Raw genomic sequence first — 14,197 nt, 5'->3', positions numbered from 1 at the left:
GCGGGTGATCCAGTATTCCAGAGCCAGCCCTGATAGAATCGAGAAGCCGCGGCGTACTGGATACCCCGCATGCGCGGGGTATGACGATCCAACGCGTACTCAGTCGTCGTCACCTGCGCGAGTGCGCAATTGCGCACGGGGCGGGTGATCCAGTATTCAGAGACAGCCGTGAACGAACCGATAAGCCGCGGCGTACTGGATACCCCGCATGCGCGGGGTATGACGATCCGCTACGGAGCGGGCAGCCATGGGCCTGCAATGGCCGCGCCAATACCTTCAACCCAGCCGCGAGAACGAAGGCTCATGCGCGTCTGAGGCGGGAATCGGCGGTTGACTCGGGAACCGCCAGCAATCAGAAAAAGCCGTGAAAATTGAATGGTCGGAGTAGCAGGATTCGAACCTGCGACCCCCTGCTCCCGAAGCAGGTGCGCTACCGGGCTGCGCTATACTCCGACATAGGAACGCGGCTTATAGCCTTGGGTCCCGGTGACCGCAAGGAGCCGGATTGAGGAATAAATCACGGTGAAAGTCGGCCTTCAGACCCAGATATTGCCCGCCGGCGAGGCCGCGGTGGCGGCGGCTGCGCGCATCCTCGCCGCGGGCGGGCTGGTCGCGTTCCCGACCGAGACGGTCTATGGCCTCGGCGCTGATGCCACTAACGCGGCCGCGATCGCAAGTCTTTACCAAGCCAAGGGCCGCCCCGCCTTCAACCCGCTGATCGCCCATGTCGGCGACCTCGCCGCGGCGCGCCGGATCGCCCGCTTCGACGCCGCCGCGCTGGCGCTCGCCGCAGCGTTCTGGCCGGGCCCGCTGACGCTGGTGCTACCGAAGGCGCCGGGCTGCGCGGTGGCCGATCTCATGACCGCCGGCCTCGAAACCATCGCGGTCCGGATCCCGGCCCATCCGGTGGCGCGCGACATCCTGCGCGCGTTCGGCGGCCCGGTGGCGGCGCCGTCGGCCAACCTCTCCGGTCATGTCTCGCCGACCACCGCCGCGCATGTGGCGAGCGACCTTTCCGGCCGCATCGACCTGATCGTCGACGGCGGCGCGGTCGCGGTCGGCGTCGAGTCGACCATCGTCGGCTGCTTCGACCAGCCGATGCTGCTGCGGCCGGGCGGCCTGCCGCGCGCGGAGATCGAGCGCGTGCTGGGCCGCGCGCTGCTGGCCCCGCCCGATGACGCCGACAGCGACAGCGAGCAGCCGCTGGCGCCGGGCATGCTGGCGTCGCATTACGCCCCGCGCGCCCGGGTACGGCTCGATGCGGTCAGCCTGGAACCGGGCGAGGCGCTGCTGGCGTTTGGCTCCGATGCAATGGCGGGAATTGACGCCGCCGCCGCCGTGATGAACCTGTCACCACGCGGCGATATCGACGAGGCCGCCGCCAATCTGTTCGGCCATCTGCGCGCGCTCGACAGCAAGGGCGTTGGCACGATCGCGGTGATGCCGGTTCCCGAGCAAGGATTGGGCGAAGCCATCAACGACCGGCTGCGCCGCGCGGCGGTCGGGCGGCCATGAGCGGGCGGCGATGAAGGAAGAAACGGCGATGAACATCTTGCAGGGCACCGTGCCCCCGCTTCCGCCCGAGCTGATCGGGAAATTTCGCGCCATCGTCGGCGAGAAATACGCGGTCACCGATGCCGCCGACATCGCGCCCTACCTCACCGAGGAACGCGACCTGTTCCGCGGCCGCTCGCCGCTGGTGTTGCGGCCGAGCTCCACGGCGGAGGTTGCCGCGATCTGCCAGCTCGCCAACGCGCACCAGATCGCGCTGGTGCCGCAGGGCGGCAATACCGGCCTTGTCGGCGGCCAGACCCCGCATCATGGCGAGGTGGTGGTCTCGCTGCGGCGGCTCGATAAAATTCGCGAGGTCGATCCCGCCTCCAACACCATGACCTGCGAGGCCGGCGTGGTGCTGCAGGTAGCGCAGGCGCGCGCCGCCGAGATCGACCGCCTGTTCCCGCTGTCGCTCGGCGCCGAGGGCAGTTGCACCATCGGCGGCAACCTCTCCACCAATGCCGGCGGCACCGCGGCGCTGGCCTACGGCGTGGCGCGCGAGATGGCGCTCGGGCTGGAAGTCGTGCTCGCCGATGGCCGTATCCTCAACGGGCTGTCGAAACTGAAAAAGGACAACACCGGCTACGACCTGCGCAACCTCTTCATCGGCGCCGAAGGCACGCTCGGCATCATCACCGCGGCGACGCTGAAATTGTTTCCGAAGCCGCGCGCGGTGGAGACCGCCTATGTCGGCCTGAAATCGCCGGCGCAGGCGCTCAAGCTGTTGTCGATTTCGCAGAACGAGGCGGCCGGCAGTCTCACCAGCTTCGAATTACTGGCCGACGTCGCCGTCGATTTCAGCCTGCGGCACGGCATCGACATCCGCGATCCGCTTGGCAGCAAGCATCCCTGGTACGTGCTGATGGAATTGTCGTCCCCGCGCGATGACGCCCGCGCCGCGCTGGAATCCATCCTCACAAAAGGCATGGAACAGGGCTTCGTCGAGGACGCCGTGATCGCGGCGAATCTGAGCCAGCGCGCCGCGTTCTGGAAGCTGCGCGACGAGATGTCGGCGGCGCAGAAGCCGGAAGGCGGCTCGATCAAGCACGACATCTCGGTGCCGGTCGCCGCCGTGCCCGATTTCATCGCGGAGGCCGATGCGGCGGTCGTGAGGTTGATTCCGGGCGCGCGGCCGGTGCCGTTCGGCCATCTCGGCGACGGCAACATCCACTACAACGTGAGCCAGCCGGTCGGCGGCGACACCGCCGACTTCATGTCGCGCTGGCACGAGGTCAACGCGGCCGTGTACGCGATCGTGCTGCGGCTGGGCGGATCGATCTCGGCCGAGCACGGCATCGGCGTGCTCAAGCGCGACGAACTCCCCGACGTCAAGGACAAGGTCGCAATCGAACTGATGCGCGGCATCAAGGCGATGCTGGACCCAAACGGCATCATGAACCCCGGCAAGGTGTTGTAGACGGCGCGCGACGCGTGATCGCGCGGGAATTTCCGATGAATGCTCAGAACAACGACCCCTGCCCCTCGTCTTCGGAAGCCGGCTTGCGCGGCCTCGGCTTTTTCGCGGGCGCGGACGCCAAAGCCGCCCTCTCCTCCTCCGTAACCGGCAGCAGCAATTGCGCGTCGTCGTTGACGACGCGATTGACTCGCGTGGAAATCTCGCGCCAGGCGAACGCGCCGTCGGCCGGCGCGCGCAGCAGCGCCATGACGTCGTCGGCGGTGTTGCTCCGGCTGTCGAGCCAGCGCTCGAAATCGCCGGGCGCGATGGTCACGGGAACGCGGTGATGCAGCGCCGTCATCTCGCCGGTGGCCTGTGCGGTGACGATGGCGACCCCGTCGGTTTCCTCGCCGTTCGGGCCGATCCAGGTTTCCGCCAGCGCGGCAAAACCGACCGGCGCGCCGTCGCGGCGGTGGACGAAAAACGGCCGCTTGCGGCCGCCGGCCTCCTGCCACTCGTAGTAGCCGTCGGCCGGGATCAGGCAGCGCCGCCGCCGGATCGCGTTCCGGAAGGCCGGCTTCTCCCGCACCGTTTCAGAACGCGCGTTGATCAGCAGCGCGAATTTGCGGGGGTCTTCGGCCCAGGACGGTACCAGCCCCCACCGCATCAGCCGAAAGTGGCGGCCGCCATTCTCCAGGATCACCACAGGGACAGGTTGGGTCGGCGCGATGTTAAACCGGGGCGGGAAATTGGGCTGCTCGACATAGCCGAACATCTGCCGAAGCGCGGCCGGAGGCGAAGTGATGACGAAGCGTCCGCACATTATATGTCCATGATAATCATCCGTTTAACGGGTGTTAACTCCGAATGCTAACAGTGGGTCCGATGACCTCAACGGCCGCCACACCAGCGCGATCCGATCGCCCGACGTCGCCACCAGCAGGCCGCATGGACGAGGCCCGTGCGGCGGAGCTGCGCGCGGCCAACATCAACCCCCACACCGGCCTTGCCACCGACTACCTCAATCATTTCAACGAAGCCGTCATGCTGCTCGAGATGGTTCCGGACATGCCGGAATGCGCCGAGGATTTCCTGACCTGGACCCCGCTGTCCTACGCCGAACATTTCTGGGCCTCCAATTTCAAGGCCCGCGACCTCGCCATCGAGGCCTATGAATCCGCCGATCCCAAGATCCGCGAGGATTTCGACAATCTCACCGCGTCCATGACCTCGATCCTGACCGCGGTGGGCGCGGCGATGCGGGAGGCCACGCAGGACAAGACCCGCGCGACGCTGGCCGAGCAGGCGGCGTCCTGGGTCAAGCCGCTGGTGGCGCTGGCTGGCGGCGTCATCAATGGCGGCCCAGAGTCCGAAGCCGAAACCAGCGTACCGGACCGCTGACCGCATGACGCCCGATCGCCCTCAGCTCGCCATCAGCGGCGCGATCTTTCGCGACGGCAACATCCTGCTGGTTCGCCGCGCCCGCGCGCCGGGCCTCGGTCTCTACTCATTCCCCGGCGGCCGGGTCGAATTCGGCGAATCGCTGCACGCGGCGCTCCACCGCGAAGTCGACGAGGAAACCGGTTTGCGAATCGCCATTGTGGGCCTGGCCGGCTGGCGCGAGGTGCTGCCGGCAGGCGGCGGCGGGCATTATGTCATCATGTCGTTCGCCGCGCGCTGGACCGCGGGGGAGCCGGTTCTCAACGACGAGCACGACGACTTCAAATGGCTGGCGCCGGATGCGATCGGCGATCTCAAGGTCACCGGCGGCCTGGCGGAGGTCATCGCAACCGCCCGCAAGCTGGTCTAGGCGGCTCAATCCGGCGCCGCACGCCTTGCCTCGGGCGCATTGAGGAGGCATATCGGGCCAAATGCTCAAGCACGCCCTCGCCGCCCTCCTCCTCATCTCGGCATGCCATCTGGCCCCGGCGCGGGCCCAGGACGCCGCCGCGCCGTTCGACGGTGACCTGCAGCGGCTGGCCGAAATCCTCGGCACGCTGCACTATCTCAGGGGCATCTGCGGCGCCAATGAGGGGGCGAAATGGCGCAACGAGATGCAGGCGCTGATCGACGCCGAAACCCCCTCCGGCGACCGCCGCGCCCGCATGGTCGCCGGCTTCAACCGTGGTTATAACGGCTTCCAGCAGACCTACCGGACCTGCACGCCCGCCGCCTCCGTCGCCATTCGCCGATACATCGAGGAAGGCTCCAGGATCTCGCGCGACCTCACCGCGCGCTACGCGAACTGAGCCATGGACGCGATTTTCTTCGACCTGGACGGCACCCTGACGGACCCCAAGCCCGGCATCACAAAGTCGATCCAGTACGCGCTGCAACGGCTTGATCACCCTGCGATTCCGACCGACGACGAACTGACCTGGTGCATCGGGCCGCCGCTGCGCACGAGCTTCGTGCGACTGCTCGGGGGCGAACATTCGGCGGATCGCGCCGTGTCGCTCTACCGCGAACGGTTTTCCGACGTCGGGCTGTATGAGAACGCCGTCTACGACGGCATCGACGAGGTGCTCACAGCGCTACGCGCCTCCGGCCACCGGCTGTTTGTCGCCACCAGCAAGGCGCTCGTGTTCGCCGATCGCATCATCGACCATTTCGGCCTGCGCGACCACTTCGAACGCGTGTTCGGCGCCGAGCTCGACGGCACCCGCGCGGACAAGTCGGATCTGCTGCAATACGCGTTGAAGGAGACCGCGGTCGATCCGTCCAAGACCCTGATGGTCGGCGACCGCAGCCACGACATGGTCGGCGCAAGAAACAACGGCATGAAGGGCATTGGCGTGCTGTACGGCTACGGCAGCCGCGAGGAGTTGCTGGAAGCCGGCGCGCGCCATGTCTGCGCGACGCCGAGAGCTATCCTGAGTTGCATCTCCTGAAGTTTGCACAATTGGGGGCGGCTGCCGCCATATCGGCGCCGCCGTTAACCTTTCTTAAAGATGTGGTCTTTGCGAAACCCTGACGCGTGCTAGAGCTTGCCGCGTTCGACGCGATCCGCCCTGGATCGCGCGCAAATGTTGTCGAGTTTCATGCGCCACCCAGCCGCCATTTCGATCGCCCGCCAGCCGCTTGCCGACCACGAACAGAAGCAGGCCGCACTCGGCTACCTCAACGAGGCCTGGGCGGAGGCGCGGCACGACGGCGTTGACGGCGACTGTCTCGCGCAGGCAAGCCTGTTCACGGCGCTCGCCGAACTGGTGTCGACCTATGGCGAGGATGCGGTGGCGAAATTCGCCGAAGGCCTCCCGGCCCGCCTGCGCAACGGCGAGTTTTCGCTGTCGCTGGCCAGGCAGTAGCTACCCCTTCAGCGTCTCCAGAAACCGCACCGGCTCGCCGGTCGACGGCGTTGTCACCTCGCCCTGCCACATCACGCGCTGGCCGCGAACGAACGTGCCGACCGGCCAGCCGGTGACCCGGACGCCGTCATAGGGCGTCCAGCCGGCGCGCGAGGCGATCCATTTGTTGGTGATGGTCTCCGAGCGCTTCAGGTCGACGATGGTGAGATCGGCGTCATAGCCGGCCGCGATGCGCCCCTTGCAGGCGATGTTGAACAGCCGCGCGGGGCCGGCGCTGGTGAGGTCGACCAGGCGCGAAAGCGACAGCCGCCCGGCATTGACGTGATCCAGCATCACCGGCACCAGCGTCTGCACCCCGGTCATGCCCGAGGGCGACGCCGGGTAGATTTTCGCCTTTTCCTCCAGGGTATGCGGGGCGTGGTCGGAGCCGAGCACGTCGATGATGCCCTGCTCGATGCCGCGCCAGATACCGTCGCGATGATCGGCCGAACGCACCGGCGGGTTCATCTGCGCGCGGGTGCCGAGCCGCTCGTAGCATTCGGGGGCGACCAGCGTCAGATGATGCGGCGTCGCCTCGCAGGAGGCCACGTCCTTGTGGTCGCTGAGGAAATCGATCTCCTCCTTAGTCGAAATATGCAGAACGTGAATGCGCTTGCCGGTCTCGTGGGCGAGCTTGACCAGCCGCTGGGTGGCCAGCAGCGCCGCGGTGACGTCGCGCCAGACCGGGTGCGAGCGCGGATCGCCTTCGACGCGGAGCGGCTTGCGATCGTTGAGGCGGTATTCGTCCTCGGCGTGAAAGGCGGCACGACGGCGGATCACCTGGAAAATGCGCCGCAGGCTCTCGTCGTCCTCGACCAGCAATGCGCCGGTCGAAGACCCGACGAACACCTTCACCCCGGCGCAGCCATGTGCCCGCTCAAGCTCCGGCAGATCCTGCACGTTCTCACGGGTGCCGCCGATGAAGAATGCGAAGTCGCAATGCATGCGGTGGCGGGCGCGGTTCACCTTGTCTGTGAAGTCGCGTTCGGTGACGGTCAGCGGATCGGTGTTGGGCATTTCGAACACCGCGGTCACCCCGCCCATGACAGCACCGCGCGACCCTGTTTCGAGGTCTTCCTTGTGAGTCAGGCCCGGCTCGCGGAAATGCACCTGCGTATCCATCACGCCGGGCAGGATGTGCAGGCCCTTGCAGTCGATCGTCTCGCCGGCGGCAGCCTGTCCGAGCCCACCGATCGCGGCGATCCGGCCATTGGAAATGCCGACGTCCCGAACGCCCTCGCCGTCCTGATTGACCACGGTGCCGGATTTCAGAATGGTATCAAATCGCTGATTCATCGGGAGTTCATCGTCCTGCGCGCTGGCTTTAGGGCCTTGTTGACAGCACCTTAGCGCCTTACGTTGCGATGTGATATCCGGCGCCTGCGTTTTTCCAAGAACTTGAACGGGCGTCGACAACCCTAGCCGGCAAGAGAGGCCATTTCAGCGAATGAAAGCAGCGTTTCTTCCAGACCGGGGCGTGGTCAGGGTCAGCGGCGAGGATGCCCGCACCTTCCTCAATGGCCTCGTCACCACAGATATCACGCTGCTGCAGCCCGGACTTGCCCGGTTCGGCGCGCTCTTGACGCCGCAGGGCAAGATCACCGCCGACTTCCTGATATTCGAAGCCCCGGCCGGCCAGGACGGCGACTTCCTGATCGATGCGCCCCGCGCGCTGGCGCAGGGCCTTGCCGACAAGCTCGGCTTTTACAAGCTGCGCGCCAAGGTCGCGGTCGAGAACATCTCCGACAGCATGGGCGTGCTGGCGGCATGGGGCGGCGAGCCGGCCACGAGGCCGGGCCTGGCGTATGCCGACCCGCGCCATCAGGCGCTGGGCTGGCGCATGCTCCTCTCGCCGGTAGACCGCAAGCAGGAGGTGGCCGACCTGATCGGCGCCGACCTCATGGATGGCGAGGCGTATGAGGCCCATCGCATCGCCTGCGGGGTGCCGCGCGGCGGCCTCGATTTCATGTACAGCGACGCCTTTCCGCACGAGACCAATATGGACCGTCTGAACGGCGTCGATTTCGACAAGGGCTGCTATGTCGGTCAGGAAGTGGTGTCGCGGATGCAGCATCGCGGCACGGCGCGGACCCGAATCGTGCGGGTGATCCTCGACGACTTCTCGCCCGAAACCGGCATCCCGATTCTCGCCGGCGACAAGCCGGTGGGCACGATGGGCTCGACCGCCGGTGGCCAAGGGCTGGCGCTGGTCCGGGTCGATCGCGTCGCCGACGCCCTCGACGCCGGCCTCGCCCTGACCGCTGGCGGCCTCGCCCTGCACCTGGCCGATCCGAACGACGTTCGTCCCGTGCCGAAACAGACCGTCGCATGAGCCGATCCGCGCGCCTGCACGCCGATGGCAAGCTGCGCTGCCCCTGGCCGGGCGAAGACCCGTTCTATGTGGCCTACCACGACACCGAATGGGGCGTGCCGGAATATGACGACCGCGCGTTGTACGAGAAGCTGATCCTCGACGGCTTTCAGGCCGGACTGTCCTGGATCACGATCCTGCGCAAGCGCGAGAATTTCCGCAAAGCCTTCGACGACTTCCAGCCGGAGAAGATCGCGCGCTACGACGCCAGGAAAGTTCACGCGCTGATGAACGACGCCGGCATCGTGCGTAACCGCGCCAAGATCGAAGGCGCCGTCAACAGCGCGAAGTCCTATCTGAAGATCATGGAGGAAGGCCCTGGCTTCTCTGGCTTCCTCTGGGACTTTGTCGACGGCAGGCCAATCGTTAACAAATTCAAAACCGCCGCCACCGTTCCCGGCTCGACACCGCTCTCGATCCGGATTTCCGAGGAGCTCGGCGCGCGCGGGTTCAAGTTTGTAGGCCCAACCATCGTCTACGCCTTCATGCAGGCCACCGGCATGGTCAACGACCATCTCGTTACATGCTTCTGCCACGAGACCTGCAGCGGCCAGCATCGCAAGCCCCGGCTCAAGGTCAAATGACGGCCGGAAAGTCCCCCGCCACCGGTAGCTCACCCCGCGCCTGGCAGCGGATGCTTTCGGGACGGCGGCTCGACCTGCTGGACCCCTCGCCGCTCGATATCGAGATCGCCGACATTGCCCACGGGCTGGCCCGCGTCGCGCGCTGGAACGGACAAACCTCCGGCGCTCATGTTTTCTCGGTGGCGCAGCATACGCTGCTGGTCGAAGCCGTGATGCGCGAGCAGATACCGCGCGTCGACCTCCGCTTCCGGCTGGCGGCGCTGCTGCACGACGCGCCGGAATACGTCATCGGCGACATGATCTCGCCGTTCAAGGCGGTGCTCGGCGGCGACTACAAGGTGGTGGAAAAACGCCTGCTCGCGGCGATCCATCGTCGCTTCGGCCTGCCGCCGGTTCTGGCGGATCAAATCACCGATGCGATCAAGGCCGCCGACCACGGCGCGGCCTACCTCGAAGCCACGCATCTTGCCGGCTTTTCGCAAGCCGAGGCGAGGCGCCTGTTCGGCAAAGACCCCGGACTGCCCGAAGCAGCAATGCGCGATTATCTGACGCCATGGACGGCGGCCAAGGCGGAGAAGAGGTTCTTGACGCGATTCAACCTGTTGTTCGCTTGATCGGTGACGTAGGGTAGCGAAGGCGCTTTTGACGCCGCGCCTTGCCAAATCCGGGCATCGTTAACGGGGACGGGCATGCTTTCCGCTTTGCCTACCCCAGGGGCAACCGCCTATTATCCGCAGCCAAAGGACACCCCTCCGGGGAATGCTTCGAGGGATCGCCATGCTTCACATCTGTTCGCTTGCTGCACTTCCAGAAACCGTCAAAGCCACCGGCGCCAGCCACATCCTCACCGTGATGGCCAATGTCGACCAGGTGCAGCGGCCGGCAACGGTGCTGGAGGCGAACCATCTGCGGGTGTCGATGGACGACATCACCGAGCACATGGATGGATTTCTCGCGCCTTCCGATCAGCATATCGAGAAGGTACTGAATTTCGTTCGAAGCTGGGACCGCCGCGCCCCGATGGTGGTGCATTGCTATGCCGGCATCAGCCGCTCCACGGCGAGCGCCTTTGCCGCCGCCTGCGCGCTCAATCCGCACCGCGACGAGAGCGAGATTGCGCGCCAAATTCGCGACCGTTCCCCGATCGCTGCGCCAAATCGGCTGATCGTCAGCCTCGCCGACAAGGCGTTGGGACGAGAAGGCCGGATGCTGCGTGCGCTCGACGAGATGGGGCCGGGCAGCATGACCGTCGAAGGCCGGCCGTTCCGCCTTGATCTCGACTAAAGCGTGATCAGTGCACTTTGACTTGTTGATCGAGCCTGATTTTTCAGACTGATGCCTCCCGACTCTCCGGATCATGCCAGGCGCCAATTTGAACTTTTGGCGGGAGAAGCCGCACTCACTGGATTGCAACCGGGCCGTTTGACGTGGCGGGTTAACGGTCTGACGTGCCCACCTGGAGGCCTTATGTTCGATTCTGAGTTCGCTTTCCTGGCGCTGGCGATCGCGATCGCCGCCCTCATTTTCGCGCGAAAGGCGATAAACCAGGTTGCGGCGCTGCAAGCGCGGCTGGAAGCGATCGGGACGACGACGGCCACGCCGCCGCCGCTCCCGCCGCGGCAAGCGTTCACGCCAACACAGCCACCGGCTTCGGCCGCGGCCCAGCAAGAGCCACCGCCTATCATTGCGGACGTTGGGTCTATCGCACCGGCTGCGGCTCCCCATACGGCCGCGCCAGCCGCCGCCGGCCCGCCTCCGCTGCCGCCACCCGATCGCGGCTTCGAAGAGACCGTCGGCACGCGCTGGGTGGTGTGGATCGGCGGGCTGACGCTGGCGCTCGGCGGATTCTTCATGGTTCGCTACTCGATCGAGGCAAACCTGCTCAGCAACGAGATCCGCACGGCGCTGGGGGGCCTGTTCGCCCTGACGCTGCTTGCCGCCGGCGAATGGACCCGCCGCAAGGAAAGCATCTCGGCCATCGAAGCGCTGCCTGTCGCCAACATCCCCGCCATTCTCACCGCCGCGGGAACAGCGGTCGCGTTCGCGACGGTCTTTGCCGCCTACGCGCTGTACGGCTTTCTGGCGCCGGCCAGCGCGTTCATCCTGCTCGGGCTGGTCGCGCTGGGGACGCTTGCCGCGGCGCTGCTGCACGGGCCGACGCTCGCCGGTCTCGGCATCGTCGGCGCCTTTGTGACGCCTGTTCTGGTCTCGTCCGACAAACCGGACTATTGGGCGCTCTATATCTATCTCGCCATCGTCACCGCGGCGGCCTTCGGCCTGGCGCGGGTCCGGCTGTGGCGCTGGCTCGCGGTCACCACCATCGCCTTTGCGTTGTTGTGGACGTTCCCTTGCCTGCAATGCGGACCGTCGATGGTCGCCCCGCACGCCTTCCACGTCTTCGCCGGCTTCGCCCTCGCCGCGCTGCTCGTGGTCTGCGGATTCATGTTCGGGCCGCCCGCGGTCGAAGGCGAGGTCGAGCCGATCTCGTCCGGCTCGCTCGCGGCCTACCTGTTCGGCGCAACCTTGATCGTGCTGACCAGCTTTCACAACGATACCGCGATGGTCGTGTTTGGCCTGCTGGTAGCGGGCATCCTGGCTGTCGGCTGGCGCAGCGACGCCGCCACCGGCGCGGTCGGCGCTGCCGCTGCATTGGTGTTCGTGGTATTCGCCGAGTGGGCGGTTCGCGCCAATCCGGAGGTGCTGGTGCTGCCCGGCGGTCCGCTGCCGGGAATCGGACCCGGCGCGACCGACGGATCGGTGTCGCTGCATCTGATATCGGCCGCGATCTTCGCGGCAGGATTTGGAGTCGCCGGGTTCATGGCGCAAAGCCGTTCGGTCGGAGCGGTCATTCCGGTGATCTGGTCGGCCGCGGGGGTGTTCACGCCGCTGGCGCTGCTGGTGGCGCTTTACGCCCGCATCGCGCATCTCGACCGCTCGATCCCATTTGCCATTCTCGCGGTCTTGCTGGCCGCAGCCTATGCCGCCGCGACCGAGAGCCTTTCCAGGCGCGACGATCGTCCAGGATTGCAGGCCTCGATCGCGCTGTTTGCGACCGGCGCGCTGGCCGCGCTCGCGCTGGCGCTGACCTTCGCGCTGGAGAAAGGCTGGCTGTCGATCGCGCTGGCGCTGATCTCGGCGGGCACCGCCTGGATTTCGACGCAGCGGCCGATCCCGTTCCTGCGCTCGCTCGCCGCCATCCTGGCCGGCATCGTGGTGCTGCGGATCGGTTACGAGCCGCGCATCGTTGGCCAGGCGGTCGGCGCCACCCCGATCTTCAACTGGCTATTGTGGGGCTACGGCATTCCGGCGCTCGCGTTCTGGGCCGGCAGCGTCTTCCTGCGCCGCGGCGGCGATGACGCACCGTTGCGAACGGTGGAAGCGGCGGCGATCCTGTTCACGGTGCTGCTGGCGTTCATGCAAATCCGCCACGCCGTCAATCAGGGCGACGTCTACCGCGCGAGCGCCGGGCTCACCGAAATCGCGCTGCAGGTCTGCATGGCGCTGGCGATGGCGATCGGACTGGAGCGGCTACGCGTGCGCACCGGCAGCGTCATTCACAACATCGGCGCGATCCTGCTCACGGCCTTCGCAGGCCTCACGGCTGTGTTCGGGCTGATGCTGCTGGAAAACCCGATTCTCTGGTACATCGACGTCGGCGGCGCGGTCGTCAATCTGTTGCTGCTCGGCTACGCCCTGCCCGCAGTGCTCGCGCTGCTGCTGTCCTATGCCGTTGCCGGCCGGCGTCCGGTCGGCTACGCCAACACGATCGCGGCGGCAGCGCTCGTTCTCGCGCTTGCTTACGTCACGTTTGAAGTCCGGCGAATCTATCACGGCCCGTTCTTGTCGGTCGGGCCGACCACCGGCGCTGAGCAGTACACCTATTCGATCGCCTGGCTCGCATTCGGCGTGGCACTGCTCGGTATCGGCATCGTCTTCAACTCGCAGCGCGCGCGGCTGGCATCCGCTGTTGTCATCGCGCTGACGATCCTGAAGGCCTTCCTGATCGACATGTCGGCGCTGACCGGCGTTTACCGCGCGCTGTCATTCATGGGCCTTGGCCTGGTGCTGGTGGCGATCGGCTGGCTGTACCAGAAAATTCTGTTCCGCCGGCGCGCAGCCCCGCCCGCCGCACCGTTGGCGCAGACAAGCGGGTGAGCGGTCAGGCCGCCCGCACCGTATCGGAGCAACCTTGATCTTGACGCGGTTGCGAGCCTCCGGCTCGGCGCGCATCGCGGGGCTACAGCCGTCAATCCGTCGAGCGGCGCAGTTCCGGCGCGCTTTCGGCCTTGGGCTCCGACTTCGCGGGTTCCGGTTTCACCGCCTCAAGTTTCACGGGCTCGAGTTTCGCGGTCTCGACCGACGGCCTGTCGACGCCAGCCGTCGCCTCGGCACGTACGTCCATCGGGCGCGCCGAACGCTCCCGGTGCAGTGAACGCGGCCGCGCCACTGAGCGCGCCATCAGCATCTGCGACGCGCCCTGGTGACGGAAATCGCAATAGGCGAAGCCCATGCCCGAGACCGAGCCGCGGAACGAACGGTCGTCGCGCTTTTCAAGATTGAAACACGGCTCGAACGGAAGGCCCTTGATCGATGCGCAGACGGCCTGGCCGCGGATCTGCAGCGTGTTGCCGGGCAGGCGCACACGGCGGACCGGGCCCTCGCCGTTGAATTGCACTGAACCGGCGGCGCCGAGATCATCCAGCACGCGGCCAGCGCCGCGGGAACCGTCAAAACAGGTAAAGGCAAAGACCTTGCCGGCCACGAACCGGCGGGCCTCCTCGGCATTCATCATCCCGGCCAGCGCAGGCGCCACCATCGCAGCGGCCGTGACGGCCCCCAGAACCAAACGCGCAAGCATGCAGCTACTCCAACTTTACAAGAGCGCGGGCACCCGCCTGAAGGTCTCTTTACCCGCTGCTTACCATACGAACCGTGGCAACATTGG

General features: G+C 66.5%; 15 protein-coding genes and 1 tRNA gene. 12 read left to right on the top strand and 4 right to left on the bottom strand.

From position 1 onward, the window contains the following. Nucleotides 1-376: 376 nt before the first annotated feature. A tRNA-Pro gene (locus Q0D31_RS12045) sits at nt 377-453 on the bottom strand. Nucleotides 454-522: 69 nt separating this feature from the next. Between Q0D31_RS12045 and Q0D31_RS12040 the strand changes: the two genes are divergently transcribed. Both Q0D31_RS12040 and Q0D31_RS12035 read left to right on the top strand, forming a co-directional pair. Continuing rightward, on the top strand, nt 523-1,515 hold the full coding sequence (locus tag Q0D31_RS12040; protein ID WP_291850454.1) for an L-threonylcarbamoyladenylate synthase: 993 nt from the start codon (nt 523-525) through the stop codon (nt 1,513-1,515). Nucleotides 1,516-1,543: 28 nt separating this feature from the next. Beyond that, entirely contained in the window at nt 1,544-2,971 is a 1,428-nt protein-coding gene (locus tag Q0D31_RS12035) for an FAD-binding oxidoreductase (protein WP_291850451.1), read from the top strand. 43 nt (nt 2,972-3,014) lie between these two features. Here Q0D31_RS12035 and Q0D31_RS12030 read toward each other — a convergent pair whose 3' ends face one another. Continuing rightward, the gene (locus Q0D31_RS12030; RefSeq protein WP_291850448.1) at nt 3,015-3,773 is read right to left on the bottom strand and encodes an SOS response-associated peptidase; all 759 of its coding nucleotides are present in this window, start codon (nt 3,771-3,773) and stop codon (nt 3,015-3,017) included. A gap of 62 nt (nt 3,774-3,835) precedes the next feature. Between Q0D31_RS12030 and Q0D31_RS12025 the strand changes: the two genes are divergently transcribed. From Q0D31_RS12025 to Q0D31_RS12005, 5 genes are all read left to right on the top strand, one after another. Further along, nucleotides 3,836-4,351 carry a hypothetical protein gene (locus Q0D31_RS12025; protein WP_291850444.1) on the top strand — a complete coding sequence of 172 codons (516 nt, stop codon included), beginning with the start codon at nt 3,836-3,838 and terminating at the stop codon, nt 4,349-4,351. 4 nt (nt 4,352-4,355) lie between these two features. Beyond that, nucleotides 4,356-4,760, top strand: coding sequence for an NUDIX hydrolase (locus Q0D31_RS12020; RefSeq protein WP_291850441.1), 405 nt, complete (start codon nt 4,356-4,358; stop codon nt 4,758-4,760). Nucleotides 4,761-4,821: 61 nt separating this feature from the next. After that, nucleotides 4,822-5,199, top strand: a complete 378-nt coding sequence (locus Q0D31_RS12015; protein ID WP_291850439.1) for a TIGR02301 family protein — start codon at nt 4,822-4,824, stop codon at nt 5,197-5,199. A gap of 3 nt (nt 5,200-5,202) precedes the next feature. Next, a complete protein-coding gene (locus Q0D31_RS12010; protein ID WP_291850436.1) occupies nt 5,203-5,841 on the top strand; it encodes an HAD family hydrolase in 639 nt (212 codons plus the stop codon). Nucleotides 5,842-5,991: 150 nt separating this feature from the next. Further along, nucleotides 5,992-6,258: a hypothetical protein gene (locus Q0D31_RS12005; protein WP_291850433.1), complete on the top strand. Its 267-nt coding sequence runs from the start codon at nt 5,992-5,994 to the stop codon at nt 6,256-6,258. On the opposite strand, the gene Q0D31_RS12000 is transcribed toward Q0D31_RS12005, so the two are convergent. Beyond that, on the bottom strand, nt 6,259-7,593 hold the full coding sequence (locus Q0D31_RS12000) for a dihydroorotase (RefSeq protein ID WP_291850428.1): 1,335 nt from the start codon (nt 7,591-7,593) through the stop codon (nt 6,259-6,261). Nucleotides 7,594-7,744: 151 nt separating this feature from the next. Between Q0D31_RS12000 and Q0D31_RS11995 the strand changes: the two genes are divergently transcribed. The 5 genes from Q0D31_RS11995 to Q0D31_RS11975 all read left to right on the top strand — a co-directional run bounded on the left by Q0D31_RS11995 (nt 7,745) and on the right by Q0D31_RS11975 (nt 13,407). Continuing rightward, a complete protein-coding gene (locus tag Q0D31_RS11995) occupies nt 7,745-8,629 on the top strand; it encodes a folate-binding protein (RefSeq protein WP_291850426.1) in 885 nt (294 codons plus the stop codon). Beyond that, complete coding sequence (locus tag Q0D31_RS11990; RefSeq protein ID WP_291850421.1) at nt 8,626-9,252, top strand: DNA-3-methyladenine glycosylase I; 627 nt, start codon at nt 8,626-8,628, stop codon at nt 9,250-9,252. The genes Q0D31_RS11995 and Q0D31_RS11990 overlap by 4 nt, the downstream gene beginning before the upstream one ends. Continuing rightward, a complete protein-coding gene (locus tag Q0D31_RS11985) occupies nt 9,249-9,866 on the top strand; it encodes an HD family hydrolase (RefSeq protein WP_291850418.1) in 618 nt (205 codons plus the stop codon). Before Q0D31_RS11990 ends, Q0D31_RS11985 begins: the two co-directional genes overlap by 4 nt. A 163-nt stretch (nt 9,867-10,029) precedes the next feature. Then, nucleotides 10,030-10,536, top strand: a complete 507-nt coding sequence (locus Q0D31_RS11980) for a protein-tyrosine phosphatase family protein (RefSeq protein WP_291850415.1) — start codon at nt 10,030-10,032, stop codon at nt 10,534-10,536. Nucleotides 10,537-10,719: 183 nt separating this feature from the next. Further along, nucleotides 10,720-13,407, top strand: coding sequence for a DUF2339 domain-containing protein (locus Q0D31_RS11975; RefSeq protein ID WP_291850412.1), 2,688 nt, complete (start codon nt 10,720-10,722; stop codon nt 13,405-13,407). A gap of 91 nt (nt 13,408-13,498) precedes the next feature. Here the strand turns inward: Q0D31_RS11975 and Q0D31_RS11970 are convergent, their stop codons facing one another. After that, nucleotides 13,499-14,110 (bottom strand): hypothetical protein, encoded by a 612-nt coding sequence (locus Q0D31_RS11970; protein ID WP_291850409.1) that lies wholly within the window; start codon nt 14,108-14,110, stop codon nt 13,499-13,501. Between the last annotated feature and the right edge of the window lie 87 nt (nt 14,111-14,197).

The sequence above is a fragment of the Bradyrhizobium sp. genome (assembly GCF_022844465.1).
Lineage (GTDB): Bacteria > Pseudomonadota > Alphaproteobacteria > Rhizobiales > Xanthobacteraceae > Bradyrhizobium.
The sequence above is the reverse complement of the archived record's forward strand: the minus strand, read 5'-3'. Positions and strand labels throughout refer to the sequence as shown.